The organism is Variovorax sp. Varisp36 (assembly GCF_047304235.1).
Taxonomy (GTDB): Bacteria; Pseudomonadota; Gammaproteobacteria; order Burkholderiales; family Burkholderiaceae_C; genus Variovorax.
This window is the reverse complement of sequence record NZ_JBGLYU010000038.1, coordinates 22905-48964: the sequence shown is the minus strand read 5'-3', so window position 1 is coordinate 48964 and position 26060 is coordinate 22905. Positions and strand designations below refer to the sequence as shown.

The following is a 26060-nucleotide window of genomic DNA, read 5'->3' as shown; positions in this document are numbered from 1 at the left end:
ACGCGGGAGGGCCTCTGCCCATGAGAACTTTCATTCGACGTCTCGGGGCCCTGTCGCTCCTCATGGCCTTCGGCCTTGCACTGGTCGCCTGCGGCAACAAGGAAGCCGAGCAGCGCAAGGCCTTCACGGCCTTCCTGCAGACCCGCGTGCTCGACAAGCCCGGCCTGCGCGTGCCGATGCCCACGGAAGAAGAGAAAGCCTCCTTCGGCGACTACGCGAAGCACTACGCGGTGATCACCGATTTCAATGAAGGCATGAACAAGTCGGTGAGCCAGCCCATGACGCAGATCATGGCCAAGGGCGCGCTGCGTTCCATCGCCGACCTGGCCTCGCGCCGCGACGACCTCAAGGCCGCGAAGGACGGGCTGAACGGCCTGCGCACCGCGCTCGACCAGCAGACCGCCAAGGCCGATGCCGCGCACGCGCAGCTCAAGCAGCCCGACGATCTGAAGCCGGTCTACGACAAGGCCTTCGACAAGACCGTGACCGCGCCGGCCGGCACCTTCAAGGAAGTGTTCCCCGCGCTCGACACGGTGTTCGACAGCGCGCTGGCCATTGGCGACTTCCTCGAGAAGAACAAGTCGAAGATCCAGGTTTCGGGCACCACGGTCACCGTGGCCGACCCGGCCGTGCAGGCCGAGCTCAACAAGATGCTTCAGCAGCTGAACGGGCAATCGGCTGCGATCAATGCGGCACAGCGAAAAATGCAGGCGATGGTGCAAGGCTCCTGAGCCGCGCGCGGCTCAGGCCTTCAGACGAAGTGGTCGAAGGAGCCGAAGCGCTGTGACACCGGCGCGCCGGCTGTATCGACGATGCGCAGGCCGGCATCGGCCTCGATGCGGCCGATGCGCGTGACGCAGGTGGCGCTGTCTTCTCCGGCTTGCTCTACTGCGGCGCGCGCCGACGGCGCAGCGGTGAAGACCAGTTCGTAGTCGTCGCCGCCCGAGAGCGCGCAGGTGCGCAGGATCTCGGTGCTCAGGCTGGGGACTTCGGCAGCGATCAAGGCCGTCGCCGCATCGGCATCGAGCGTGGCACCCACACCGCTCGAAGCGAGGATGTGGCCCAGGTCGCCGATCAACCCGTCGCTCACGTCCACCGCCGACGAGGCGATGCCGCGCAGCGCCAGCCCGAGCGCCACGCGCGGCGTGGGCTGCTCCATGCGCGCGCGGGCCGACTCGAAGGCTTCGGCCGGCAGCGCGACCGTGCCGCGAAAGGCTTCGAGCGCCAGCCGCGCGTCGCCCAGCGTGCCGCTCACCCAGATGTCGTCGCTCGCACGCGCGCCCGAACGCAGCAGCGCCGCGCCGGCCGGCACCTCGCCGAACACCGTGATGCAGATGTTGAGCGGCCCGCGCGTGGTGTCGCCGCCCACCAGCTCGCAGCCGTGCGCGTCGGCCAGCGCGAACAGGCCGCGCGAGAAGCCTTCGAGCCAGGGCTCGTCGACACCCGGCAGTGCCAGCGCGAGCGTGAAGGCCAGCGGCTTCGCGCCGCAGGCCGCAAGGTCGCTGAGGTTCACCGCCAGCGCCTTGTGGCCCAGTCGCGCCGGATCGACGGTCGAGAGAAAGTGCCGGCCCTCGACCAGCATGTCGCAGGACACCGCGAGCTGCATGCCCGGTGCCGGCGCGAGCAATGCGCAGTCGTCGCCCACGCCGAGCGGGGAGCGCGTGGCGGGGCGCTTGAAGTAGCGTGTGATCAGGTCGAATTCACCCATGCAGCGAGCATAAGCGGTGGCCGTGGCGCCGGCCTGCAGGCACGGCGGCGGCGTTCGGGTAGATTCGCCGTGGCGCCCGCCTTTCACTGCCGAAGTCTTCTTGAAATAGAAAGTTCTCGACCATGGCTGAAACCGTTTCCGTGTCACCCGCCACCATGTCCACGACCGAGCGCGTCGGCGAGGCGATGCGCAGGGCCCTGCCCCTGCTGCCCGGCGAGGCGCGCCAGACCGTCGAGGCCATGCTGGAGCCGGCCGCGCTGGCCATCGTGGCCGCCACGCTGGTTGTGTGGGCCGGCTCGCACTTCTTCGGTGTCGGCGAAGTGGTCGACGTGATCCTGCTCGTGGTGGGGTTCGCCGCGCTCGGTACGGCGGTGTTTTCGGGCGCCAGCGAGCTTTACGACTTCGCGCAGAAGTCGGTCAACGCCGGCTCCGACGCCGATCTCGACGAGGCCGCGAAGCACTTCGCCAAGGCGGTGATGCTGCTCGGCATCTCCACGATCCAGGCCCTGCTGCTGCGCGGCGCGGTCAAGCCGGTGGTGGCCCGCGGCATGCCCAGGATCGAGCCGCTGCCCGATGTCGGCCTGCCGCCGCCGCCCGGAGGCCCTCGCTTGCAGCTGAGTCGCCCGCGCTCGATGGCGGGCGGCGCGCTCGGCGGCACCGACATGTACGGCGCCGTCACCGTCGCGCGCAACCAGAGCCTGACAGAGCAGCGCATCACGCTGTTCCATGAACTCGTGCATCGCTACTTCGCGCCGCGCACCGGTCCGCTGCGGCAATTGCGCGCGCAGCTGCGATGGAATGCCTATTCCAAGTCGGCGCTGCTGCGCTACCTCGAAGAGGCGATGGCCGAGGGCTACGGCCAGCTGCGCGTGCACGGGCTGGCGCAGGCGCTCGGGGCCTATCGCTTTCCGGTCCAGTTCGGCTATGTGACCGTCTCGCAGATGCAGGTCGAAGGCATGGCGATCGGCACCATCATCCTGGGCGGCACCAGCTTCTGGGTCAGCGTGAGCGACGGGCCGATCCCGCCGAACGCTGCGCTGCCACCGCTGCCACCGCTGCCACCGCTGCCACCGCTGCCGCCGGGGTCGCGATGATCGACGAGAAAGAGGCCGTCGCTCTGGCGCGCGCCGCCGCCACTGCGGCTGGCTGGGCCTTCGTCGAGCCGGTGCAGGCGCGGCTGCGCAAGCCCTGGTTCGGCAAGGGCGCGGGGCGTTGGGAGATCAACAGCAACGCGATGGCGTTCGGTGCGCGCGCGCGCTTCGTGATCGACGCGGTCGACGGCCGCATCCTCGACAAGGGCTACATCCCGCGCTGAAGGCCGCGCGGCCGCCGCTCCAGGTGCAGCGGGCCCGCGCTCAGGCCGCCGCGCCCCTGAACCGCAGCGCCGCCTGCCGCACCACCTCCGCCAGCAGCCGCTCCTTGCCCTGCTTCTCGCGCAGCCACCGCGCATCGTTGCGGTTGGCCTCCACGCTGGTGCGCAGCTCGCCCAGCGCCTGTGTGGCGTTGAGCGCCTCGCTGTGCCATTCGAGCTGCGTCATCGTCATCAGGATGTGGTCGCGCAGCGGCATGTGCTGGCCGGTGGCCGGGTCGACGTACACCGCGTCGAGGCCGAAGCGGCAGGCCTGGAAGCGGTTGTAGGTGTAGACGAGGTAGTCGTCCTCGGTCGGCGCGAAGGGCTGCTCCTGCAGGAACCATGCGGCCAGCGACTGCACGTAGCCCGCGAGCGCGGCGGCGCGCTCGATGGTGAGCGGCGTGTCGAACACGCGGATCTCGATGGTGCCGAACTCGGGCTTGGGGCGGATGTCCCAGTAGAAGTCCTTCATGCTGCGCACGACGCCGGTGCGGGTCATGCGCTCGAAGTAGGCCTCGAACTCCTTCCAGCTCGTGGTGAAAGGCGCGCGGCCCGACAGCGGGAACGCGAACACCGAGTTCAGCCGCGCCGAGTCGAACTGCGTGTCCTGCCCCTGCACGAACGGCGAAGACGCCGACAGCGCGATGAAGTGCGGGATGTAGCGCGACATGCGGTGCAGCATCAACAACGCCGCATCGGCGTCGGGGCAGCCGATGTGCACGTGCTGGCCGAAGATGGTGAACTGCTTGCTCAGGTAGCCGTACAGCTCCGACAGTTCGCGAAAGCGCGGCTTGTCGTAGATGCGCCGCTCGTGCCACTGCTGGAAGGCATGCGTGCCGCCGCCGACCACCGCGATGTTGAGCTTGTCGGCGTTCTTGATGAGCGCCTCGCGGATCGGCGAGAGCTGCGTGATCACGTCCTGCGCCGAGTGGCAGATGTCGGTCGAGATCTCGATCATGCTCGAGGTCATCTCGGGCACCACGCTGCCGGGCAGCGGGGTCTGCGCCATCAGCCGCAGCATGTCTTCGGCGTACGGGGCAAGGTCGTAGTCGTGCGTGTTCACGAGCTGCAGCTCCAGCTCCACGCCGAGCGACAGCGCCTCCGACTTGTTGAAGGGTTCGAGCTTGACCGCGCGGCTTTCGGGGTCCGATGGCAGCGGCGCCGAGCGGACGTCGTCGCTGTCCGGATCGACAGGGGTGTTGCTGGCTGCGGCGCTCATCGCTGGGTGTCCTCCGTGATGCTGAAGGCCTGGGGCGCCCAGGGCACCGAACTCTCGCCCACCGCGTGGATGGCCACCGTGGCGAGCACCGCGCCCACCACCTCCATCAACAGGATCGAGGGCAGGGCCACCTGCGTGATCATCGTGCCCAGCAGGGGCGAGGCGGTGGCGAAGTTGGAGGCGATGAGCAGCGCGATCGACGACAGCGGCGACATCGCGCAGCCGACCCAGAAGGCCTGCTTCCAGCTCGCGCCGCTGCCCGGGTTGGCAATGGCCACGCCCGAGATCTTGGCCAGCAGGCGCACGCCGATCACGGCCACCACCACGCTGGCCACCGGCAACGTCCAGTCGGCCTGGGCCGCCACGATCGACACCAGCACGAACATCAGCATGGTGAGCAGCGAGGCGGCCGTGCCCAGCTGCCGCTGCCAGGCCCACGGCTTGGGGTTGAGCGTCTTCAGCAGCACGCCGCCGATCAGGGCCGCCAGCGGCGCCGAGCCGCCGATGTGCGCGGTGAGCGCGGCGCCCGCCGCGATGATCGCCAGCAGCAGGATCGACGTGTTCTCGCTCGATGGGCTCATCACCCGCAGCGCCGAGCGCAGCGCCAGCGCCATGACCCCGCCGACCACGAACGAGAGGCCCAGCACCACCGCCACCGGATAGAGCTTCTGCAGCATCGTCTGCGGCGCGCGCTCGATCAGCCCGGCCTGCGCGTAGCCCAGCGCCAGCGCATAGAAGGTGTTGAGCGTGGCCAGCGTCATCGCGCGCTCGGTCACGGGGCCGGCGGCGCGGGTGTCGATGATCACGCGGCTGAGCACCGCGGGCGAGGCGACGATGGCCATCAGCGCGATCGGGTTGGCCACCGGCTCTGGCAGGCCCAGCAGCGTCAGCACCCAGTACACGCCGAAGTAGGTCAGCGTGGCTTCGAGCAGGCTCTGCACCAGCACCATCGGGTTGTGGCGGAACCAGCGCAGCGGCAGCCGCCCGCCGGCCTCGAACAGCACCACGGCCACGCCGAGTTCGAGCAGGAAGAGGCTGATGCCGCGCAGCGGCCAGATCGCGCCTTCGAAGCCGGCGAAGCCCACCACCGCGCCGACCAGCGAGTAGCCGATCACCTTGGGCAGCCCCAGGTAGCGTTGCACGAGGTGGCCGGAAGCCGCCGCCACCGCCAGCAGCAGCGACCATAGAACGGTGGGCAGGCCCGCCGAGGGGCGCACCCATTCGGACCAGAAGCCCAGCAGATCGTTGAGGAAGCTAGTCAAATTCATCCAGAAGAAGGAAAAAGCCCTGCGGCGCCGAGGAAGGCGCCGATGCGGGGTTGTAACGCATGGTCGAGTCCATGGGGTGCAGGACAAAGGCGTTTTCTGTCCATCCGGCGATTTGATCGCCGGAGAACGCCGCGGCGCAAGAGGTTACCTAATGCAGCACGCGCGATACGGGGGCGCCGCCGATGTCGGCTTCGAGCACGAACATCGGAATGGGCACGTCGAAACGCTCGCCTTCCTCGGTCACCACGAAGTAGCTGCCGTGCATCGTGCCGCTCGGCGCCTGCAGGCGGCAGCCGCTCGTGTAGCGGAAGGATTCGCCGGGCGCAAGCAGCGGCTGCTGCCCGATCACGCCCAGGCCCTTGACCTCCTGCGCATGGCCAGAGGCATCGTTGATCAGCCAGTGGCGGGCGATCAGCTGGGCGGCCACCGAGCCCGTGTTGGTGACGGTGACCGTATAGGAAAAGGTGTAGATGTTGTCCTTGGCGGACGACTGGTCGGCCAGGAAGCGCGGTTCGACCTGTACGCTGAAGGGGCTGTGCGGCATGGGCGCATGGTAACGGAGGCCGTTGGTCGGACTTGCGGCGGCTGCGAGAATCAAGGGTTATGAGCACCCCGTTCCGCATCGCGCCCTCCATCCTGTCCGCCGATTTCGCGCACCTCGGCAAAGAACTCACCGACGTGATCGCGGCCGGCGCCGACTGGATCCACTTCGACGTGATGGACAACCACTACGTGCCGAACCTGACCTTCGGCCCGATGATCTGCCAGGCGCTCAAGCCCTACGCCAAGACCGCTGCCGGCGCACCGGTGCCCATCGACGTGCACCTGATGATCCAGCCGGTTGACGCACTGGCGGCCTCTTTCGCGCAAGCGGGCGCCGACTACATCAGCTTCCACCCCGACGCATCGCCGCACACGCACCGCAGCATCCAGGCCATCAAGGCGGCCGGCTGCAAGGCGGGGCTGGTGTTCAACCCCGGCCTGGGGCTCGAAGCGCTGGACTGGGCCATCGACGACATCGACCTGATCCTGATCATGAGCGTGAACCCCGGCTTCGGCGGCCAGAGCTTCATCGACTCGGCGCTGCGCAAGATCGAACTCGCGCGCAAGCGCATCGAGCAGAGCGGACGCGACATCCGCCTCGAGGTGGACGGCGGCATCAAGGCCGACAACATCGCGCGCGTGGCCTCGGCCGGCGCCGACACCTTCGTGGCCGGCAGCGCGATCTTCAACGCCAAGGACTACGGCGCGGTCATCGCCGACATGCGCAGGCAGCTGGCCGGCGTCGTCAGCGCCTGACCTTTCCGCCGCCTTCGACGCTGTCCGCCTCCAGCGCGCGGTCGGTGTCGACCAGTCCGCGCTCGACGTCTTCTTGGGCCTGGCGGCCCACCCTGGGTGGCTGGCCGTCCTGTGTCTGCTGGCTGTCGGACGACTGGTCGCGCTCGTGCGGCAGGCGCGGCGCCGATTCGCCGCCTTGCTCCACCTTGGTCTTGCCGCCGCCGGCGTCCTTCAGGGGATCGGCCGGCGTCGTCTTGCTCTTGCTGCTCTTGCTGGGGGTCATGCGTGGCTCCTTCGATGAGGAACGAGCCTGCGCCGCCGCCGCCGCCGGGGCGGTAGGAAATACGAGGCTGCCCCTGTAGGTGTCCGCTCGGCGCTATGAAATGGGTAGCGCCTTTGCACGCATGGAAGGGCCTCCGCAATAATCCCCCGATGTCCTCCGATCCTTTTGCCGGCGTGGCCACCGACAGCTTGCGCATCCACGCCTTCGCCTCGTTGAACCCCGGTCCCCGGCTGCTCGTGATGGGTGGCGTGCACGGCGACGAAATCTCCGGCACCCTTGGCATCGAGCGCATCCTGGCCGAGTTCGATGCCGGCACGCTGCAGCTGCGGCGCGGCGAACTGACGATGGTGCCCGTCGCCAATCCATTGGCCCGGCGCCGCTTGCAGCGCGAGGGCGAGCGCAACCTCAACAGGCTGTTCCGCCCCACCCAGGCACCAGCCGACTACGAAGCCCGCGTCACCAATGTGCTGGCCCCGCTGATCGCGCGCCACGAGGTGCTGCTCGACCTGCATTCCTTCCAGAGCGAGGGCGAGGCCTTCGCGATGATCGGCCCGCGCGACAACAACGGCGCGCTGGAGCCCTTTGCACGCGCATACGAGGAAGGCCAGCTCGCGCTGCACATCGGCACGCCCATCGTGGTGGAAGGCTGGCTCGACATCTACGCCGCCGGCCTCGCGCAGCGCGCGGGCGGCGTGCCGGCCGACGAGGCCGCGCTCGACTTCGGCCGCGGCACCAACGAATACATCCGCAGCCGCGGCGGCTACGGCGTCACGCTCGAGTGCGGCCAGCACCTGGACCCGCAGGCGCCCGAAGTGGCATGGCGCGCCATCCGCCGCACGCTCGCGCTGCTGGGCATGGCGGCGCTGCCCGAAGGGCTGTCGGGCGGGCCCGCGCAGCCGCCGAAACTGCTGCGCCTGGCCGGCGTGACCGACCGCCTGCACGAGGAAGACAGCTTCGTGCGCGACTGGGCCACCTTCGACGAAGTGCTGCGCGGCGAGCCCATCGGCATGCGCCACGACGGCACGCTGGTGAGCGCGCCCGACGACGGCTTCATCGTGTTTCCCAACGCGGTGGCGCTGCCGGGCGCCGAGTGGTTCTACTTCGCGCGCCCGAGCGAGCGCCAGCTCGGACCCGTGGCCGGCGCGGCCTGACGACGCCTGGGGCCGCGCTCCTACACCGCCTAGGAAGGGGCGGCGCACATTCCCAGCCTGAAGGAGTGCGTCCATGTCCATCTCGAAAAAAGCCCCCGCGCCGCGCGTCCTGTGGAAGGGCGCCATCAGCTTCGGCCTCGTCCACATCCCGGTTGCGCTGTACTCGGCCACCACCGACCACGGCATCGACTTCGACTGGCTCGACAAGCGCACCATGGACCCGGTCGGCTACAAGCGCATCAACAAGAAGACCGGCAAGGAGATCGCGCGCGAGCAGATCGTCAAGGGCATCGAGTACGAGGACGGCGAGTACGTGGTGCTCAGCGACAAGGAGATCGCGGCCGCCTATCCCAAGACCACGCAGACCATCGAGATCGAGACCTTCGTGCCGGCCAACGGCATTCCCTTCGTGTACCTGGAGCGGCCCTACTACGTGGCGCCGATCAACCGCGGCGCGAAGGTGTACGCGTTGCTGCGCGAAACCCTTCAGCGCAGCGGACGTGTGGGCGTGGCCCGTGTCGTGATCCAGACCAAGCAGCACCTGGCGGTGCTGGTGCCCGTGGGCCCCGGCCTCGTGCTGAACCTGCTGCGCTGGGGCGCGGACATCCGGCCGTGGACCGACCTGCCGCTGCCTTCGGAAGACGCGAAGAAGGCCGGCCTGAGCGAGCGTGAGCTCAAGATGGCCACGCAGCTGGTCGACGACATGAGCGCCGACTGGGACCCCGACGAATTCAAGGACGAGTTCAAGGACGAGATCATGCGGCTGGTGGACAAGAAGGTGAAGGCCGGCCAGACCGAGACTGTCACGCAGCCCGAGCCCGAGGAAGAGCAGCGCACCGGCGAAGGCCGCGGCGCCAAGATCCTCGACCTGACCGAGCTGCTGCAGCGCAGCCTGCGCAAGGGTGGCGGCAAGCCCACCAAGGAAGAAGAGGAGGAAGAGGACGCAGAACCGGAACCGCCGCCCAAGGCCGCCGCGAAGAAGCGCAAGCCGGCCGCGAAAGCCGCGCGCAAGACCCCCGCCCGCCACCGCCGCGCCGCCTGAGGGAGGCCGGCCGCGATGGGCTCCACTGCATCGACCGCGCGCAAGGCCCTGGCGCGTTACCACGGCAAGCGCGATTTCTCGCGCACGCCGGAGCCCGAGGCCGGCGGCCGGCCGGGCAAGGGCGTGTTGTCCTTCGTGATCCAGAAGCACCACGCGAGCCATCTGCACTACGACTTCCGGCTCGAACTCGACGGCACGCTCAAGAGCTGGGCCGTGCCGAAGGGCCCGTGCCTCGATCCGTCCGTGAAGCGCATGGCCGTGCACGTCGAGGACCACCCGATCTCGTACGCGGATTTCGAGGGCACGATCCCGCCGAAGCAGTACGGCGCGGGCACCGTGATCGTCTGGGACCGCGGCGACTGGCTGCCCGAGGGCGACGCGCGCAAGTCGCTCGCCGCCGGCAAGCTCAAGTTCGAACTGCGCGGCGAGAAGCTGCACGGCCACTGGACGCTGGTGCGCATGCACGGCAAGGGCGACGACAAGCATGAGCCCTGGCTGCTCATCAAGGAACGCGACGGCGAGGCGCGGGCGATCGGTGAGTACGACGTGGTCGAAGAACAGCCGGCGAGCGTGATCACCGGGCGTGGCGTGGACGAGGTGGACCAGCCGCCGAAGAAAGTCGCCGGCAAGGCGCCCGCAAAAAAGCTTGCAGGAAGAACCGAGAAAAGGACCGCGAAGAAATCCCCGCTGCCGGCCACTTTCCAGCCCCAGCTCGCCACGCTCGCGGCTTCGCCGCCTTCATCTCCCGGCGACTGGCTCTACGAGCTCAAGTTCGACGGCTACCGCCTGCTGGCGCGCATCGACCGCGGCAAGGTCCGCTGTTTCACCCGCAATGGCCACGACTGGACCGCGAAGCTGCCCGCGCTCGAGAAGGCGCTGGCGAAACTGCCCACGGCCGGCGCATGGCTCGACGGCGAGATCACCGTCGAAGGAGAGAACGGTGCGCCCGACTTCCAGGCGCTGCAGAACGCCTTCGATCGCGGCAAGACCTCGTCCATCGTCTACTGGCTGTTCGACGCGCCCTTCCTCGATGGCGAAGACCTGCGCGACATGCCGGTCGAGGAGCGCCGTGCCCGGCTCGCGCAGTTGCTCGGCCGAAAGCCGCCCGCGCCGCTGCGCCTGAGCGAGGCCTTCGACGCTTCGCCGCGCGACCTGCTCGCGTCGTCGGCGCACATCGGTTTCGAGGGCATCGTCGGCAAGCGCAAGGGATCGCCGTACGTGTCGCGCCGCTCACCCGACTGGATCAAGCTCAAGAACCAGCAGCGGCAGGAGTTCGTGATCGGCGGCTTCACCGCGCCGAAGGGCTCGCGCACCGGCTTCGGCGCCTTGCTGCTGGGCGTGCACGACGAGGCCACCGGCCGGCTGCGCTACTGCGGCAACGTGGGCACGGGCTTCGATGCGGGCCGCCTCGCCGATGTCAAGGCCCGCCTCGACAGGCTGGCCACCGACGCCTGCCCCTTCGAGCCTGCGCCGCGCGGCGTCAGGGCGCAATGGGTCAAGCCCACGCTCGTGGCCGAAATCTCGTTCGGCGAATGGACGCGCGAAAACCGCGTGCGCCAGGCCGTGTTCCAGGGGCTGCGCGCCGACAAGCCCGCGCGCGACATCCGGCGCGAGCGGCCGCAGCGGATCAGGGAGATCGAGGCCGCACCAAAGCCGAAGAACCAGGAAGCAAAGACACCCATGATCCCGAAGATCACCCACGCCGACCGCGTGATCGACAAGCACAGCGGCATCACCAAGGGCGCACTCGCGGCCTACTACGACAGCGTAGCGAAACTCATGCTGCCGCACCTGCGCGGCCGGCCGGTGTCGCTGGTGCGCGCGCCCGAGGGCGTGGGCGGCGAGCTGTTCTTCCAGAAGCACCTGCAGAACAGCGAGATCCCCGGCGTGCGCCTGCTCGATCCCGCACTCGATCCGGGCCACGAGCCGCTGCTGCAGATCGACTCGAAGCAGGGCCTGCTCGGCGCCGCGCAGATGAACGTCATCGAGCTGCACACCTGGAATGCCACCTCGCGTGCCATCGGCAAGCCCGATCGCATGACCTTCGACCTCGACCCCGGCGAGGGCGTCGCATGGCCGCAGATCCAGGAGGCCGCGACGCTGGTGCGCACGCTGCTCGACGAACTGGGCCTGCCGTGCTTCCTCAAGACCAGCGGCGGCAAGGGGCTGCACGTGGTGGTGCCGCTGCGGCGGCAGTACGACTGGGACACCGTCAAGGGCTTTTCACAGGCCGTGGTGGCGCACCTGGCCGAGACCATTCCGTCGCGCTTCGTGGCGAAGAGCGGCCCGCGCAACCGCGTGGGCAAGGTGTTCGTGGACTACCTGCGCAACGGCTTCGGCGCAACCACCGTCAGCGCATGGTCGGCGCGTTCGCGCCCGGGGCTGGGCGTGTCGGTGCCGCTTGCGTGGGACGAATTGCCGGCCTTGACCAGTGCCGCGCAGTGGACTGTCGCCAACGCGGCCGAACGCTTCGAGACCGGCAACAAGCCCTGGGCCGCCATGGAGCGCAGCCGCAAGGGGCTTGCCGCGGCGATGAAGCTGCTGGGCTACAGCAGCAAATAGGCATCCCTGCATTCCTCCCTCCCCTTCCGGGGGAGGGTCTTGAAGAAAACGCTGCGCCTCATCGAAGGCCTGCACCCATCCCAGCCTTCCCCCGGGAGGGGAAGGAGCAAAACCCGACGCTACTGAAGCACTTCCTCGGTCGTCACTTCAAAGCGCTCCAGCGTGTTCGCGCCGAACACCATCGTGATCGGCACGTCCGCCGCGTCGCGCCCGCGCGCGATCACCACGCGGCCGATGCGCGGCGTGTTGTGGCGCGCGTCGAAGGTGTGCCAGCGGTTGCCCAGGTACACCTCGAACCATGCGCTGAAGTCCATCGGAGAAGGCACCGGCGGAATGCCGATATCGCCGAGATAGCCCGTCACGTAGCGCGCCGGAATGTTCATGCAGCGGCACAGGGTGATCGCGAGGTGCGCGAAGTCGCGGCATACGCCCGTGCCTTCGCGAAAGCCTTCCGTGGCGGTGCGCGTGGCCCGCGCGTTCCCGTAGTCGAAGCGCAGGTGCCGGTGCACGAAGTCGCAGATCGCCTGCACGCGCGACCAGCCCGGCGCCACGTTCGAGAAGTTGGCCCAGGCGAACTCCAGCAATTCGCTGTCGACCTCGCAATAGCGGCTCGGCAGCACGAAGGGCAGCGTGTCCACCGGCAGGTCGGCCGCCATGTGCCCGACGGCGCCGAAGTCCACCGGGTCGGGCCAGCCGGTGTCGTACACCACCGCGCGGTTGCGCAGGCGCACGCTCTTCACTCCCGGGGGGACGTGCACGCGCGCGCAGTGGTTGCCGAATCCGTCCAGGTAATGGTCGGTGGCCAGTGGCGGGCTGAGCGTGATGTTCTCCTCCCCTTGCAGGTCCCGGGCGCGCGAGGGATGCACCTGGAGCATGTAGATCACGGCCGTGGGGGCGGTGACGCCGAGTTCGATGTCGAAACCGATTCTGATCAGCATGGTTCTTTTCTTCTTTCTTTCTTCCCTGTGTTGGACCCATGCTATGCGACGGCGCTCCCCGATCCCACGGCCAGGGCGCGCGAAGCTTCGTAGGCGGGCAGGAGGTGCTGTCGGCCCGCTCCTACCTCGTCCGCGTGCCTTCTCCCACAGCGGTGGAAGGGCGGCCACTACGGGGTCCGGGCGCTGCGAAACATAACCTTGCATTTCGCTTGCAGCCCCGGAGTGGACCATGGAGTTCTCATCGCTTTTCGACTCGTTCATCGGCACCTGGGGCGCTGAAATCCTGTTGTGGACCGTCGCCGCCGCGGCGGGCAGCATTTGCCTGATCGCCCTGGTCAACGTGCTCGACATGTTCCTCGACAACAACGAAACGGGCTGAACGCCCACCCCATGAAAGACTCCAGCAGATCCACGATGACGCCGCAGAACAAGGCTGCCGCAGGCCGCCGCGCCAGCGCCGCCAAGGCGGGCGGCGGCAGCAACGCCAAGCAGCTGCAGCTCGAAGGCTTCACCGTCGAGCATCCGACGACCCTGACCACCAACCAGGGTCTGCAGGTACCCGACAACCACAACTCGCTGAAAGCGGGCGTGCGCGGTCCGACGCTGCTGGAAGACTTCATCCTGCGCGAGAAGATCACGCACTTCGACCACGAGCGCATCCCGGAGCGCGCCGTGCACGCGCGCGGCTCGGCGGCGCACGGCTACTTCCAGGTCTACAAGTCGATGTCGCAGTTCACCTGCGCCGACTTCCTGCAGGACCCGGACGTGAAGACGCCCGTCTTCGTGCGCTTCTCGACCGTGGCCGGCTCGCGCGGCTCGGCCGACACGGTGCGCGACGTGCGCGGCTTCGCCGTCAAGTTCTACACCCGCGAGGGCAATTACGACCTCGTGGGCAACAACATCCCGGTGTTCTTCATCCAGGACGCGATCAAGTTCCCCGACCTCATCCACGCCGTGAAGCCCGAGCCGCACCACGAGATGCCGCAGGCCGCGAGTGCGCACGACACCTTCTGGGACTTCGCCTCGCTGATGCCCGAGAGCACCCACATGCTGATGTGGGCCATGAGCGACCGCGCCATTCCGCGCAGCCTGCGCATGATGGAAGGCTTCGGCGTGCACACCTTCCGCTTCGTCAACAGCCGCGGCGAGAGCCACTTCGTGAAGTTCCACTGGAAGCCCAAGCTCGGCATCCACGGCCTCGCGTGGGACGAGGCGCAGAAGATTGCCGGCAAGGACCCGGACTTCCATCGGCGCGACCTGTGGGAAGCCATCGAGAACGGCGACTTCCCCGAGTGGGAGCTCGGCGTGCAGATGATCGCGCAGGACAAGGAGCACTCGCTGGGCTTCGACCTGCTCGACCCCACCAAGCTGATTCCAGAAGAAATGGTGCCGGTGCAGAAGATCGGCAGGCTGGTGCTCAACCGCAACCCCGACAACTTCTTCGCCGAGACCGAGCAGGTGGCCTTCCATCCGGGCCACGTGGTGCCCGGCATCGACTTCAGCAACGACCCGCTGCTGCAGGGGCGCCTGTTCTCGTACACCGACACGCAGATCTCGCGCCTGGGCGGCGCCAACTTCCACGAACTGCCGATCAACAAGGGCGTGTGCCCGTTCCACAACTTCCAGCGCGACGGCATGCACAGGCAGACCATCGCGCGCGGCCAGGTGGCCTACGAGCCCAACACGCTGGGCAGCGGCACGGAGTTCCGCGTGGACGGCGGCAGCCACGGCTTCCAGTCGTTTCCGGAAGAGACCGAGTCGCCCAAGGTGCGCCGCCGCAGCCCCTCGTTCGACGACCACTTCACGCAGGCGCGCCTGTTCTTCAACAGCCAGAGCGCGGCCGAGAAGGAGCACATCATCGCGGCCTTCCGCTTCGAGCTGTCGAAGCTCGACGTGCCGGCCATCCGCCAGCGCATGGTAGACAACCTCGCGCACGTGGACGAGAAGCTGGCACGCCGCGTGGCCGAGCCGCTGGGCATCGGCGAGCCCGATGCCAGGGCGGCGGCGGGGCGCGCGGGCTTTCGCGACCACCGCATATCGCTGCCCATCGACGAGTCGCCGGCGCTGCGCATGGTCGACACGGGCGACGGCTCCATCCGCACGCGCAAGGTCGCGGTCCTCGTGGCCGATGGTGTCGATTCGGCTTCGCTGAAGCCGATCCGCGATGCGCTCGAGCAGGCCGGTGCGCAATGCAAGACAGTGGGCCCGAAGCTGGGCACTGTCGCCAGCGCATCGAAGCGCCAGATCGACGTCGACATGACCTTCGCCAACACGCCCTCGGTGATGTTCGACGCCGTGCTCGTGCCGGCCGGCAGCGAGAGCGCCGCCGCGATGTCGGGCATCGGCGATGCGGTGCACTTCGTGCTCGAGGCCTACAAGCACTGCAAGGCGATCTGCACGGTGGGCGAGGGCGTGCGGCTACTGTCCACGCTCGGTATCGCCGCGGACACGCCGCCGGCCGATATGCCGGCGGGCGTGGTGGTGGCGGCCACGCCGGTCACCAACCTGGGCGACACGACGGCGGCGATGCAGGTGGCGAACGATTTCATCGCGGCCATCGCCAAGCACCGGCACTGGGACCGTGCCAACGTCGACGCGGTGCCCGCGTAGTCCATTTGCGCTAGACCGTATTGCGAATAGGCGCGGCAGGAGGCCGCTCCTAGACTTTCCCCCCGAGGCCTGAACGGCGCGCACTCTCGCGACGTCGATGGTCCGCTGACCGCGGGCTCACAGGGCTGCGCACGGGGGTCCAATGGCTTGGTTTTCGAGATGGGGATGGCAGCGCCCGGCACGTTGTCGTGCAGCTGTCGCGAGTGCTCTCGGTCTTGCAGGCATTCTTTTCCTGGGCTTCGGCCCTTCGGCATCGGCACAGCAGCAGCAACGTCCAGCAGTGCCGGCGGTGTCGTCGAATGCCGAAGCCGCAGCCAGCAAGATGGAGCAGGCCCGCCTGGACGACACCGACACCTTGCTGGCATTGACCAGCGAGGGCGCGGTGCTCTACGGGCAGGACGCGGTCAAGCTCTCGGGTTACCAATACTGCAGCCAGGCCGTCGCACTGGCGGAGGCCGGCGAGTTCCGCCAGAGCGTGCGCGCCGCGAGCAAGGCGCTGCACCTGGCCAACGCCACCAACGATCCGAACCTGATGGCCATGGCCAATCGCGACCTGGCCATCGTCTACAGCTACTCGGGCCAGCTCGAGAAGGCCGAGGAGTTCGCACGCGAAGCGCTCAAGCACCCGGCGCGCGATCCCAAGCTGGTGGTCGGCCCGGTGCAGAAAGTGATCGGCGACGTGCGCACGCGCCGCGGCGATTTTTCCGGCGCGGTGCTCAGCTACGACGAGGCATTGGCCAACAGCTCGCCGCGCTATGCACCGCTGGTGCAGGCCTCGCTGGTCAATGCGCTGATCGAATCGGGCGACCCGGCGCGGGCACGCGAAGTGCTTGGCACCATGGCGCCGCCGAAGGACGCACCGCTCACCGCGCAGCTCGACCGCACCCGCGCGCGGCTGCTGCTGGCCGAGAACAAGCCCGCCGAGGCGCGCGACATGTACCGCGCACTCACCGCGCGGCAGGTCGGCGCCGACACCGAGTACTACCGTCTCTGGGCCTGGGACGGCGTGGCGCGCAGCGAACTCGCGCTGGGCCAGAAGCAGGCCGCGGCCGAAGCCGTGGGCCGCGCGCTCGGCGACGTCGACAAGGTGCGTGCCAAATTCCGCAGCGAGGAATTCAAGATGGGCCTGTTCTCGGACCTGCAATCGGTGTTCGAGCGCGGCGTGGCCATCTACAGCGACGCGGGCGATGCGCGCCAGGCCTTCGAGGTGAGCGAGCACAGCCGCTCGCGCGCATTGCTCGACGCGGTGCGCGGCCGGGCCAAGATCAACGAGCAGGCCGCCAACACCGTCGATCTCGCCGCGCTGCAGCGCATGCTGGCACCCGACGAGCGCGTGGTGCAGTTCCACTCGCTGCCCGACCGCCTCGTGGTGTGGGTCGTGAGTTCCGGCGACATCACCGAGAAGACGGTGGCCGTGAAGCGCGACGACCTCAACGAGCTGGTCGAGACCTTCCGCAATTCCATCGTGCGCGGCCGCCGCGCCGCCATCACCAACGCAGACAAGCTGGGCGCCGCGCTGCTCGGGCCGCTCGGCCTCGCGCCGGGGCAGCGGCTGATCGTGGTGCCGCACGGGCCGCTGCACTACCTGCCGTTCCAGGCGCTGCGGCTGGATGGCCGTTACGTCATCGAGAAGCATCCGGTGGCTGTGGCGCCGTCGATCAGCATCGCCGTGCAGCTCGCGCAGCGCACGCCGCGCGTGAACGCGTCGCTTACCGCCTTCGGCAATCCGCGCATCGAGGACAAGTACGACCTGCCCGGCGCCGAGACCGAGGTGAAGCAGCTCGCGCAGCTGTTCCCGCGCAACACCGTGTACATGGGCGCGGCCGCCACCAAGACGCAGTTTCGCGACGTGGCCACGCGCTCGCCGCTGATGCATGTGGCGGCGCATGCCGAGGCCGACGCGGTCGATCCGCTGTACTCGCGCATCCTGTTGGCCAACGAAGGCGGCAAGCAGAATTTTCTGGAAGCGCACGAGATCCTCGGGCTGCCGATGGACGGCACCGCGCTGGTCACACTGTCGGCCTGCGAGTCGGGCCTCGGGCGCATCGCACAAGGCGACGAGGTGCTGGGCTTCACGCGCTCGTTCCTCTCGGCCGGCAGCTCCAGCCTGATCGCCTCGCTGTGGCCGGTGTCGGACGACGCGACCGCGGTGCTCATGAGCACGCTCTACGGCGAGCTGGCCAAGGGGCGCGACATCCAGAAGGCCATGCAGGCCGGACAACTCGCGGTGTTGAAGGACCCCAAGATGTCCCATCCCTTCTTCTGGGCGCCGTTCAACCTGATCGGCAACTGGCGTCTTACGGTGGGGGGATGAGATGACGTGCCTTGTTTTTGAAGAGCGCTGTTTGGGGGGCGATCACGCCGACGGGGGACATTCGCGGAGGGGAGTACCCGGTGGCCTGTGCACGCACTCCGAACAGCCAGCAACGCAACGCGCAACGGAGCACTGACATATGCGCGCCAGTCAACGCCCCACCCCGATTGCCTTCGCAGTCACAGCCTTGGTCAGTGCAACCTTGCTGGTCGCAGCCGAGCGTACGCACGCGTCCGATACCAACACTTTGCTGTCGACCCAGGACCCCTGCGGCACCTGCGATCGCCCGCTCGCGCAAGCCCCCACCGGTGCCGTCGCACCGCAGAGCCTGCCCGCGCCGCCGCGCCCCGCCGGCTCGACGTTCAGGCTCAACGACTTGCGGCTCAACGGCGTGAAAGCGCTGAGCAACGAAGAACTGCAATCCATCACCGCCCCCTACATCGGCCGCGACGTCACGCTCGGCGATCTCGAAGAACTCGCAAAGGCCATCACCGCACGCTACAAGGAGCGCGGCTACTTCCTGGCGCAGGCCGTGGTGCCGGTGCAGACCGTGCGCGACGGTATCGTCGAGATCAGCGTGATCGAAGGCCGCCTCGGCAAGGTCGACGTGGTGGTCGCGCCCGATGCGCCGACCAGCGAATCGCGCGTGCGCGGCTTCCTCGCGCCGCTGCAGCCCGGCGAGGCCGTGAGCGCGCCGGCTTATGAGCGCGCCATGCTGCTGCTGTCCGACCAGCCCGGCGTCAAGGTGTCATCGGGCCTGCAGGAAGGCTCGCAGTCCGGCACCACCGACCTGTCGGTGGAAGTGGTCGCCGCGCCGCGCTGGGCCTTCACGGCCGAGGCCGACAACCACGGCACGAAGGAGTCGGGCCGCTACCGCCTCGGCGGCACGCTGCGCTGGGCAAGCCCCTTCGGCATCGGTGACAACCTGGACCTGCGCGCCATGGTCTCCAACGGCAATGCGCTGCAGTTCGGCCGCGTCGCCTACGAGGCGCCCATCGGCAGCAGCGGCCTGCGCGTCGGCGTGGGGCTGGCGCGCGTCAATTACGAGCTGGGCGGCGAGTTTTCGGAGCTGGGTGCACAGGGCAAGGCCGACGTGTTCGACGTCTCGCTGAGCTACCCGCTCATCCGCCAGCGCCAGCAAAACCTCTTCCTGCGCCTGTCGGCCGACAGCAAGAAGCTCACCGACGAGTACACGGCGGTCGACTTCTCGGCGCGCAAGCGGGTGCGCGGCTTCGGCCTGGGCTGGACCTGGGAGCGCCGCGACGACTGGCTGGGCGGCGGCTACTGGGCCAGCACCGGCACGCTCTACCACGGCAGGCTCTCGATCCGCGATGCCGACAGCCTGCAGACCGACCAGGGCCTGGGCGGCCACCGCACCGAGGGCGGCTTCACCAAGGCCACTTTCCAGTTCTCGCGCCTGCAGGGGGTGCTGCCCCGGCATTCGCTGTACCTGGCGCTGGGCGGCCAGTGGGCCAGCAAGAACCTCGATGCCTCGGAGAAGCTTTCGCTGGGCGGCGCGCGTGCCGTGCGCGCCTACCCCTCGGGCGAATTGCTGGTGGACCAGGGCCTGATCGCCACCGTGGAATGGCGCTGGTCGCTCGACGCCGAGTTCACGCCCTTCGTGTTCTACGACGCGGCGCACGGGCGCCAGATCAAGAACCCCACGATCTTCGACGCCAGCCCCAATTCGCGCAGCCTGCGCGGTGCGGGCATCGGCCTGAGCTGGACGCGGCCCGGCAACTTCACCATCAACGCCACGCTGGCCTGGCGCGCCGGCACCGACCCCGCGCGCACCGACGGCGGCGGGCACAACCCGCGGCTGTACGTGCAGGCGCAAAAGACCTTCTGAGGGCACCATGAGAAACCGTGATCTTTCCGCGAAGGCCCTGCCGCGGCACTGGCGCCTTCAGCCGCTGGCGCTGTCGCTGGCCTGTGTGGGCATGGTGCCGGCCTGGGCGCAGCTCAGCCTGCCGACGGGTTTTCCCCAGAGCGGCGCCGTGGTGTTCGGCAATGTGAACGTCGGCCCCAATGGCACGGCGACCAGGCAGACGCTCAACCAGGCCACGATGAACGCGATCGTCAACTGGCGTGCGTTTTCGCTGGCCGGCGGCAATACGCTCAACATCAATCAGCAGATGGGCTCCGCGAGCGTGATGCTCAACCGGGTGGTGGGCACCGGCGGAGTGATCGAACAGTCGGTCATCAACGGCGCACTGTCGGCCAACGGGCATGTGTTCGTGGTCAACCCCTCGGGCATTCTCTTCGGCAACGGCGCTCAGGTGAACGTCGGCGGGCTGGTGGCATCCACGCTGGACATCAGCGACAGCCAGATCGCCAAGGACGTCAGCGTGGTGGGGAAGGGCAGTCAACTGTTGTTCGGTGGTGGTGCCAACGATGCCACCAGCACCGCGCGCGTGATGGTGCAGGACGGCGCGGTCATCCAGGTCGGCCAGGGCGGCACGGCCGGGCTGATCGGCGCGCTCGTGCGCAACGAGGGCCAGATCAGCGTGGCGCAGGGTTCGGTGGGGCTGGTGTCGGCCTCCAAGGTGACGCTGGACTTCCAGGGCGACGGGTTGACCCGGTTCACCGTGCCCGCCGACGGGCTGATGCACATCGACCTTGGCGCGGTGCAAACCACCACGACGGGTCCGGATCCCCTTCTCGACGCCAGCACCACGGCACAGGTGATGAACGGCCCGGCCGCGGGCAGCGCGAACGCGAGGTCCGGCACCATCGCCGCCGACGGCGGCCGCGTGGTGCTGGTGGGCGCTTCCGACTACGGCCAGCTGGTGGTCAACCAGAGCGGCACCGTGCAGGCGCGTTCGCTGGTCAACCGGGGCGGCGAGATCGTGCTCGAGGGGATCGGCTCTGCCTTTGTCTCGCGCGCCGGCGTGGCGACGAGCGGCACGCTGGACGCCAGCGCGGTGGAGGCCGGCGCGGCCGGCGGCACGGTGCGTGTGAGCGGCGGCAACGTGCAGATTTCGGGCCAGCTCACGGCCCGCGGCCTGGGCAGCGGCGCCGGCGGCACGGTGACGACGGAAAGCGTGGGCGCCGGCCTCGGCGGCGACCGGCTGGTGGTGGACGAAAACACGGTCGTCGATGCCAGCGGCGGCGCCAGCGGCCAGAACGGCCTGTGGGAAGTGAAGTCCAGGATCGACCTGGCCGTGACGAACAACCTCGCGACCTACACCGACATCTCCGCGGTCAGCGACAAGGCCATCGGCGGCGCGCTCGGGCGGGGCACCGATGTGAGTGTCACGAGCGAGGCCATGCGGCTGAACACGGAGCCGGTGGGCTGGACCCGCAGCGGCAACGGCGTGAGCATCGATAGCGGGGCGCAGATCGTGAAGAACGGCGACAGCCGCGCCACCACGCTCGCGGTGAACTCGGGAACCAACATCGGGGTGTCCGGCAGCATCCTGTCGAACCAGAATGGCCCGCTGAACGTCGATCTCAACGCCGACGCCTTCGGGGGGCCTTTGCCCGACACGGCCACCACCGGCCGCGCCGGAACCATCGTCCTGAGCGGCGCGACTGTCCAGACCGACGGCGGCAACATCCGCCTCTATGGCCAGAGCGACGCGGAGAACGGACGCGCCATCGGCAGCCTGATGGTCGGAGGAATCTCCTCCGGCCTCGAAGTCGGCCCAAGTCCTGCCACGCAGCCCGTGGCAGCGATCCTGCTGGCCGACAGCAAACTCTCCACCTGCGCCGTGAGTCCGGGCGAAGCCTGCGGGGGCAGCGGCAGCATCACGATGCGCGCGCAGGGCGACACCAGCGCGGGCGTGGCCACCGGCGCCACCACGCTCCACGTCAGCCATTCGGGCATCGACATGGTCGGTGGTTCGATGACCACCGGCGCCGGCGCGATCAATCTCGACGGACGCGGCGGCATCGGCGCTTCCGGCCTGTCGCTGTCGCCCTCGGCGCTGGGTGGGGCGCCCACGCTGACCTCGGGCAGCGGCACCATCACGCTGGCGGGCAGTTCGCGCAGCCCGGCCGGCGCCAACCCGACGGGCGCCTACTACGGCTACGGCCAGGGCGCGGGCCAGGACCCAGGGCTGGGCGCCGGCACCGGCGTGGTGCTGTCGGGCGCGGCCATCAGCACCGGCGGCAGCGTGAGCATCGCCGGCCAGGGCGGCGATCTTTCCGGGCTGCGCAACGACCTGGGCCTCATGGGGGTGCTCGGCGGCGTGACGGACAGCGGCGGCACCGTCATCGGCTCGCACTTCGCGGCGGGCGACGGCACGGCCATTACCGGCAGCAGCATCCAGGCCGGCCAGGGGCAGACGCTGAGCGTGACCGGCACCGCGGGCAGCCAGGGCTTCCAGGTCGTCAACGACGCCAACGGAACGCCCGTCATCACACCGGACACCTTCGATGCCTGGGCGGTCAACGTCGCCGGCGGCCGAAGCCTGGTGGCGCACGGAGGACAGGTGAGCATCGGCGCCGGCCTCGGCGACGTGCGCCTGGCGGCCACCGGCTACGACCAGCCGCTGGTCGACGTGTCGAACGACGCCGGTGCCGGCGGGACCGTCCACGTGACGGGGCGCAACATCCTGGTTGCCGCCCAATCCGACCTGCCCCGCGCCATCGACGCCAGCGGCTTGACCGGCGGCGGCAGCATCGACCTGCACGCGGTGGCCCAGGCGGACGTCATCCGCAGCGGCGTGGCGGTGGTCGAGGGCGGCGCCGTCCTGCAGGCCAATGCCCTGGGCAGCGGCAACGGCGGACGCATCACCGTCTTGGGCGACAACTCGATCCGGGCCCTCGGCAATTTCGAAGCCAGGGGCGGCAGCGCCGGCGGCAACGGCGGCACGATCGAAACCTCGGGCGGCTCGTTCGACCTGAGCGGCATCCGCGTCGATGCCTCGGCCCCTGCGGGCCAGGCGGGCCGTTGGATCATCGATCCCTACGACGTGACCATCGCACACGGGACGGCCAGCGGCTCGCTGCCCACCAATCCCTTCGAGCCGGTGGCCACCTCGACCATCCAGGACGGCGACATCAACAGCGCGCTGAACAGCGGCACGAGCGTGACCATCACCACGGGCAGCGGCGGCACGGACGCGGGCGACATCCGCTTCGGCAGCGGCATGCTGATCGAGCGAACGGTGGGCAGCGCGCCACTGGCGTTCGAGCTGGATGCGGCGCACTCGATCGGCGACCGTGTCTTTTCCAGTGCGTATGTGGCGCCCATCATCCGCTCGACGACGGGGCCGATGGACGTGATCTTCAACGCCGGTTCTGCCGGGGCGCTCGAGGGCTACGTCCATTACTTCGGCAATACGGGGGCCGATCAGGCCGTCATCTCCACCAACGGGGGCCGCGTGCTGGCGCACGCCACGGGCACGGGCTATGCCGAAGTGGTTTTCAATTCCGCCAGCATCGACACCGGCGGCGGCGAGCTGCGCCTGCTGACGGACGGGCCAAGCACCACCCAGTTCGTCGCGCTCAGCGGCGATGTGCACACGCGCGGCGGCAGCGTGACGCTGGACTCCGGCTTCACCGGCAGCAGCCCCGCGTTCAGCGACATCAACATCGATCTCGACGGCACCATCGACACGGGCGGCGGCGCGGTGTCCATCCATGCGCATGGCGTCGGCGGCATCTACGATTCGGTGACCAGCAGGTTCAACAACCGGATCATCACCAACGGCGGGGCGGTGTCGATCCTCAACGGACAGACCGGTGCGCCCTCGGGTTTTGTCCTGCTGCAGGGCACCCAGATCGACACGCGCGTCGGCCAGTCCGATGCGGGCGCCGGCGGCGCCGTGAGCATCGCCGGCGGCGGCGTGAGCATCAACGGAGCGCGCATCGACAGCGCCACCGGCGACGTGACCATCACGGGGACCGGCGGCACGGGCCAGAGCGGCAGCGCGGTGCAGCTGGACTCCCTCTTCCTGAGGGCCGTGGGTGTCCCGGTCTCCACCGCCATCTCGACCACCAGCGGCAACGTGCTGATCCGGGGCGTGCAGGACTTCGACCGCGGCTCGAACGCGTCCTTTGCGACGCACGGCGTGCTGGTCACCGGCGGCAGCAGCATCACCACCGGCAGCGGCAACATCGCGCTGCGGGGCCTGTTTGCCAGCGCGCCGGTCGACGGCACCGACAGCGGCGTGCGGCTGGAAGACGGCGCGCGCCTGGCCACCACCGGCGGCGGCAGCATCGAGCTGACCGGCAGCTCCCTGCGGGGCACCCCCGGCGTGTCGATCCAGCCCGGCATCTCGTCGTTCACCGGCGGTCCCGGCGCGGTGCCGCAGGTGCAAAGCAGCGGCAACCTGGTGCTGCGCGTCAGCAACGACGGCAGCGCGCCGGCCCTGGCAATCGATGTGCCGGTGAGCGCCGCCGGCGTCATCAACCTGCGGCCGGGCGGCATGGACGGGGCGCTCAACGCCTACGACGCCACGAGCACCGGCATCACCGTCGGAGGCGCGGCGGGGCCCGGGTTCACGCTGTCGGATGCGCTGCTGTCGCGGTTGAGCGCGCCGACAGTGGTGGTGGGCAGCAGCACGCACGACGGCACCATCACCGTGGCCGGCCCGGTGGCGACCGGCGGCGCGCTCACGCTGCAGAACGAAGGCCAGGGCGACGGCACGGGCGGCATCGTGCTGAACGGCGCCGTCACGGCGGACCGCCTGGGCCTGCTCTCGGCCGGCGACATCACGCAGACGGTGAAAGCACCGATCACCGCCCAGCACCTGCTGGCGCGCTCCAGCCGCGGCAGCGTGCTGCTGGACCAGGCGGCCAACAACGTGAGCGAGAACACGCTGGGCGGCGGCGCTGCCGGCGCCTTCCGCTATCAGGACGTGGATGGCGTGCGCATCGGCGCGCTGTCGGTCACCGGCTTCGACGCCGGCACCAACCAGCCGCAGGTGGTGTCGGCCACCTCGATGGCCGCCGACACGGTGTTCGTGCGCACGCTCTCGGGCGATCTCACGCTGGACACCGCCGTCATCAGCACCTCGGGCGCCGACCTGGTCGCTGCGTCACGCTTCCAGAATGCGGGCGGCGGCAGCATCGGCGGCGCGCCCTGGCGCATCTGGGCCGACACCTGGCTGGGCGAGTCGCGCGGCGGCATCGCCGGCTCGGGCGCCACGCCCAACCTGTACCACTGCGCCTATCTGGGCCTGTGCACCGTGAGCATCACGCCGGGCGACAACCACTTCATCTACGCCCAGCAGCCGCGGGCCACGGTGGTCATCGGCGACGCCAGCCGGCCCTTCGGCATGGCCAACCCGCCCTTCGGCTTCACCATCGGCGGGCTGATCCTGGGCGACGGCGCGGCCGGCTTCCTGGGCACGCCCGCGAGCTCGGCGGGCGCCTTCAGCCCTGCGGGGCGCTATCCGATCACCGGCAGCTTCACTTCGGCGGCCGGCTATGCGGTGGACGTGGTGCCCGGGACGCTGACCGTGACGGCGAACCTGCGCCGGCCGGACTTCCCGAGCGCGGACCTGGTGCGCGAGCTGCCCAACACCAACACCTACACCTTCGACCGCAACCTCGGCGCGCCGCCGATCTGCTTTGCCACCGGGCCGCTGGAGGGCGACCGTGCGCAGCAGGGCGGCGACCTGCTGGCGCGCGAATGGTCCCGCGTGCGCTCTCGGCCCAACCTGCTGAATTGCGTGGACACCGAGAAGCGCAACGGCTGCGCGGACTTCTGAACGAAGCCGCTCAGACGCCGCGTGCGCGGCGGTTGGACATCACGACGTTGTCCTTCGGGATCGCCTGGCCTTCCTGCATCGCGGCGATCCATGCCGCGGTCGTGGTCACGGCCGCGAAGTTGCTGTGGAACACCACGCTGAAGACGCGATGGATCTCCTCGGCCGTGACCTTACCCGCGGCGTTCTCGTACGGCAGCGCGCCGCTGGCGTCGGACAGGAACTCCACGTTCAGACCGCGGTGCATGGCCTCGTACACGGTGGAGGCATCGCAGTTCTGCGTCATGTAGCCGGCCACGCTCAGCGTGTCGATCTCGTGGCGCGCGAGCCAGTCGGCGAAGTCGGTGCCGGTGAACACGCTCGGGAAGCTCTTGGTGACGAGGTGGTCGCGCGGCCGCTTCGCGATCTCGGGGTGCAGCTGGCCGTTGTGGGTGTCGGCCTGGAACACCGGCGCGCCCTTGGGGGCATGGTGGCGCACCACGACGACGGGTGTGCCGGCGGTGCGTGCCGCGTCCATGGCCTTCGTCACGTTCGGCAGCGTGTCTTCGATGGGCGGGTACTCGATCGGCAGGCCGCCGCCTTCGAAGTATTCGTTCTGCACGTCGATCACGACGAGGGCGCGGCGCGGGGCGGTGTTGCTGCTCATGAAAGGCTCCTTCTCTTGTGTGGTTCGGA

At 69.1% G+C, this 26060-nt stretch carries 19 protein-coding genes; 12 read left to right on the top strand and 7 right to left on the bottom strand.

Annotation, left to right across the window (positions count from 1 at the left end; all coding sequences use genetic code 11):
* The first annotated feature begins 20 nt into the window (after positions 1-20).
* Positions 21-731, top strand: a complete 711-nt coding sequence (locus tag ACCD11_RS20800) for a DUF3053 domain-containing protein (protein WP_413315292.1) — start codon at positions 21-23, stop codon at positions 729-731.
* A gap of 20 nt (positions 732-751) precedes the next feature.
* Here ACCD11_RS20800 and thiL read toward each other — a convergent pair whose 3' ends face one another.
* Positions 752-1708 carry a thiamine-phosphate kinase gene (gene thiL / locus ACCD11_RS20795; RefSeq protein WP_413315291.1) on the bottom strand — a complete coding sequence of 319 codons (957 nt, stop codon included), beginning with the start codon at positions 1706-1708 and terminating at the stop codon, positions 752-754.
* A gap of 122 nt (positions 1709-1830) precedes the next feature.
* On the opposite strand from thiL, the gene ACCD11_RS20790 reads away from it, so the two are divergent.
* Positions 1831-2802 carry a hypothetical protein gene (locus tag ACCD11_RS20790; RefSeq protein ID WP_413315290.1) on the top strand — a complete coding sequence of 324 codons (972 nt, stop codon included), beginning with the start codon at positions 1831-1833 and terminating at the stop codon, positions 2800-2802.
* On the top strand, positions 2799-3023 hold the full coding sequence (locus ACCD11_RS20785) for a hypothetical protein (RefSeq protein WP_007829918.1): 225 nt from the start codon (positions 2799-2801) through the stop codon (positions 3021-3023). Before ACCD11_RS20790 ends, ACCD11_RS20785 begins: the two co-directional genes overlap by 4 nt.
* 40 nt (positions 3024-3063) lie before the next feature.
* Here ACCD11_RS20785 and ACCD11_RS20780 read toward each other — a convergent pair whose 3' ends face one another.
* From ACCD11_RS20780 to apaG, 3 genes are all read right to left on the bottom strand, one after another.
* The gene (locus ACCD11_RS20780) at positions 3064-4278 is read right to left on the bottom strand and encodes a YbdK family carboxylate-amine ligase (protein ID WP_007829920.1); all 1215 of its coding nucleotides are present in this window, start codon (positions 4276-4278) and stop codon (positions 3064-3066) included.
* Complete coding sequence (locus ACCD11_RS20775; protein ID WP_007829922.1) at positions 4275-5546, bottom strand: cation:proton antiporter; 1272 nt, start codon at positions 5544-5546, stop codon at positions 4275-4277. The genes ACCD11_RS20780 and ACCD11_RS20775 overlap by 4 nt, the downstream gene beginning before the upstream one ends.
* A gap of 148 nt (positions 5547-5694) precedes the next feature.
* Positions 5695-6090 (bottom strand): Co2+/Mg2+ efflux protein ApaG, encoded by a 396-nt coding sequence (apaG, locus tag ACCD11_RS20770; protein WP_007829924.1) that lies wholly within the window; start codon positions 6088-6090, stop codon positions 5695-5697.
* Between the two features lie 59 nt (positions 6091-6149).
* Here apaG and rpe point away from each other — a divergent pair, with 59 nt between their 5' ends.
* Complete coding sequence (gene rpe, locus ACCD11_RS20765) at positions 6150-6845, top strand: ribulose-phosphate 3-epimerase (protein WP_413315289.1); 696 nt, start codon at positions 6150-6152, stop codon at positions 6843-6845.
* Here the strand turns inward: rpe and ACCD11_RS20760 are convergent.
* Positions 6835-7107 (bottom strand): hypothetical protein, encoded by a 273-nt coding sequence (locus ACCD11_RS20760; RefSeq protein WP_007829926.1) that lies wholly within the window; start codon positions 7105-7107, stop codon positions 6835-6837. The two genes, rpe and ACCD11_RS20760, sit on opposite strands and share 11 nt — an antisense overlap.
* Positions 7108-7256: 149 nt before the next feature.
* Here ACCD11_RS20760 and ACCD11_RS20755 point away from each other — a divergent pair, with 149 nt between their 5' ends.
* From ACCD11_RS20755 to ligD, 3 genes are all read left to right on the top strand, one after another.
* On the top strand, positions 7257-8258 hold the full coding sequence (locus ACCD11_RS20755; protein WP_413315288.1) for a succinylglutamate desuccinylase/aspartoacylase family protein: 1002 nt from the start codon (positions 7257-7259) through the stop codon (positions 8256-8258).
* A 73-nt stretch (positions 8259-8331) separates the two neighbouring features.
* Positions 8332-9300, top strand: coding sequence for a Ku protein (locus tag ACCD11_RS20750; protein WP_007829928.1), 969 nt, complete (start codon positions 8332-8334; stop codon positions 9298-9300).
* A 15-nt stretch (positions 9301-9315) separates the two neighbouring features.
* A complete protein-coding gene (ligD, locus tag ACCD11_RS20745; protein ID WP_413315287.1) occupies positions 9316-11862 on the top strand; it encodes a DNA ligase D in 2547 nt (848 codons plus the stop codon).
* A 119-nt stretch (positions 11863-11981) separates the two neighbouring features.
* Here the strand turns inward: ligD and ACCD11_RS20740 are convergent, their stop codons facing one another.
* Positions 11982-12800 carry a transglutaminase-like domain-containing protein gene (locus ACCD11_RS20740; RefSeq protein ID WP_007829931.1) on the bottom strand — a complete coding sequence of 273 codons (819 nt, stop codon included), beginning with the start codon at positions 12798-12800 and terminating at the stop codon, positions 11982-11984.
* 229 nt (positions 12801-13029) lie between these two features.
* On the opposite strand from ACCD11_RS20740, the gene ACCD11_RS20735 reads away from it, so the two are divergent.
* The 5 genes from ACCD11_RS20735 to ACCD11_RS20715 all read left to right on the top strand — a co-directional run bounded on the left by ACCD11_RS20735 (position 13030) and on the right by ACCD11_RS20715 (position 25388).
* Positions 13030-13179 carry a hypothetical protein gene (locus ACCD11_RS20735; protein WP_007829937.1) on the top strand — a complete coding sequence of 50 codons (150 nt, stop codon included), beginning with the start codon at positions 13030-13032 and terminating at the stop codon, positions 13177-13179.
* 35 nt (positions 13180-13214) lie between these two features.
* A complete protein-coding gene (locus ACCD11_RS20730; protein ID WP_413315302.1) occupies positions 13215-15410 on the top strand; it encodes a catalase in 2196 nt (731 codons plus the stop codon).
* A gap of 289 nt (positions 15411-15699) precedes the next feature.
* The gene (locus ACCD11_RS20725) at positions 15700-17724 is read left to right on the top strand and encodes a CHAT domain-containing protein (RefSeq protein ID WP_413315286.1); all 2025 of its coding nucleotides are present in this window, start codon (positions 15700-15702) and stop codon (positions 17722-17724) included.
* A gap of 139 nt (positions 17725-17863) precedes the next feature.
* Positions 17864-19573 carry a ShlB/FhaC/HecB family hemolysin secretion/activation protein gene (locus tag ACCD11_RS20720; protein WP_413315285.1) on the top strand — a complete coding sequence of 570 codons (1710 nt, stop codon included), beginning with the start codon at positions 17864-17866 and terminating at the stop codon, positions 19571-19573.
* A gap of 7 nt (positions 19574-19580) precedes the next feature.
* Positions 19581-25388, top strand: a complete 5808-nt coding sequence (locus tag ACCD11_RS20715) for a filamentous hemagglutinin N-terminal domain-containing protein (RefSeq protein WP_413315284.1) — start codon at positions 19581-19583, stop codon at positions 25386-25388.
* Between the two features lie 10 nt (positions 25389-25398).
* On the opposite strand, the gene ACCD11_RS20710 is transcribed toward ACCD11_RS20715, so the two are convergent.
* Positions 25399-26031, bottom strand: coding sequence for a cysteine hydrolase family protein (locus ACCD11_RS20710; RefSeq protein WP_413315283.1), 633 nt, complete (start codon positions 26029-26031; stop codon positions 25399-25401).
* Positions 26032-26060 lie beyond the last annotated feature (29 nt).

Bases quoted from the DNA above. Each gene is read 5' to 3' on its own strand.
- ACCD11_RS20800 (WP_413315292.1), top strand. From the start codon at position 21: ATGAGAACTTTCATTCGACGTCTCGGGGCCCTGTCGCTCCTCATGGCC.
- thiL (WP_413315291.1), bottom strand. From the start codon at position 1,708: ATGGGTGAATTCGACCTGATCACACGCTACTTCAAGCGCCCCGCCACG.
- ACCD11_RS20790 (WP_413315290.1), top strand. From the start codon at position 1,831: ATGGCTGAAACCGTTTCCGTGTCACCCGCCACCATGTCCACGACCGAG.
- ACCD11_RS20785 (WP_007829918.1), top strand. From the start codon at position 2,799: ATGATCGACGAGAAAGAGGCCGTCGCTCTGGCGCGCGCCGCCGCCACT.
- ACCD11_RS20780 (WP_007829920.1), bottom strand. From the start codon at position 4,278: ATGAGCGCCGCAGCCAGCAACACCCCTGTCGATCCGGACAGCGACGAC.
- ACCD11_RS20775 (WP_007829922.1), bottom strand. From the start codon at position 5,546: ATGAATTTGACTAGCTTCCTCAACGATCTGCTGGGCTTCTGGTCCGAA.
- apaG (WP_007829924.1), bottom strand. From the start codon at position 6,090: ATGCCGCACAGCCCCTTCAGCGTACAGGTCGAACCGCGCTTCCTGGCC.
- rpe (WP_413315289.1), top strand. From the start codon at position 6,150: ATGAGCACCCCGTTCCGCATCGCGCCCTCCATCCTGTCCGCCGATTTC.
- ACCD11_RS20760 (WP_007829926.1), bottom strand. From the start codon at position 7,107: ATGACCCCCAGCAAGAGCAGCAAGAGCAAGACGACGCCGGCCGATCCC.
- ACCD11_RS20755 (WP_413315288.1), top strand. From the start codon at position 7,257: ATGTCCTCCGATCCTTTTGCCGGCGTGGCCACCGACAGCTTGCGCATC.
- ACCD11_RS20750 (WP_007829928.1), top strand. From the start codon at position 8,332: ATGTCCATCTCGAAAAAAGCCCCCGCGCCGCGCGTCCTGTGGAAGGGC.
- ligD (WP_413315287.1), top strand. From the start codon at position 9,316: ATGGGCTCCACTGCATCGACCGCGCGCAAGGCCCTGGCGCGTTACCAC.
- ACCD11_RS20740 (WP_007829931.1), bottom strand. From the start codon at position 12,800: ATGCTGATCAGAATCGGTTTCGACATCGAACTCGGCGTCACCGCCCCC.
- ACCD11_RS20735 (WP_007829937.1), top strand. From the start codon at position 13,030: ATGGAGTTCTCATCGCTTTTCGACTCGTTCATCGGCACCTGGGGCGCT.
- ACCD11_RS20730 (WP_413315302.1), top strand. From the start codon at position 13,215: ATGACGCCGCAGAACAAGGCTGCCGCAGGCCGCCGCGCCAGCGCCGCC.
- ACCD11_RS20720 (WP_413315285.1), top strand. From the start codon at position 17,864: ATGCGCGCCAGTCAACGCCCCACCCCGATTGCCTTCGCAGTCACAGCC.
- ACCD11_RS20715 (WP_413315284.1), top strand. From the start codon at position 19,581: ATGAGAAACCGTGATCTTTCCGCGAAGGCCCTGCCGCGGCACTGGCGC.
- ACCD11_RS20710 (WP_413315283.1), bottom strand. From the start codon at position 26,031: ATGAGCAGCAACACCGCCCCGCGCCGCGCCCTCGTCGTGATCGACGTG.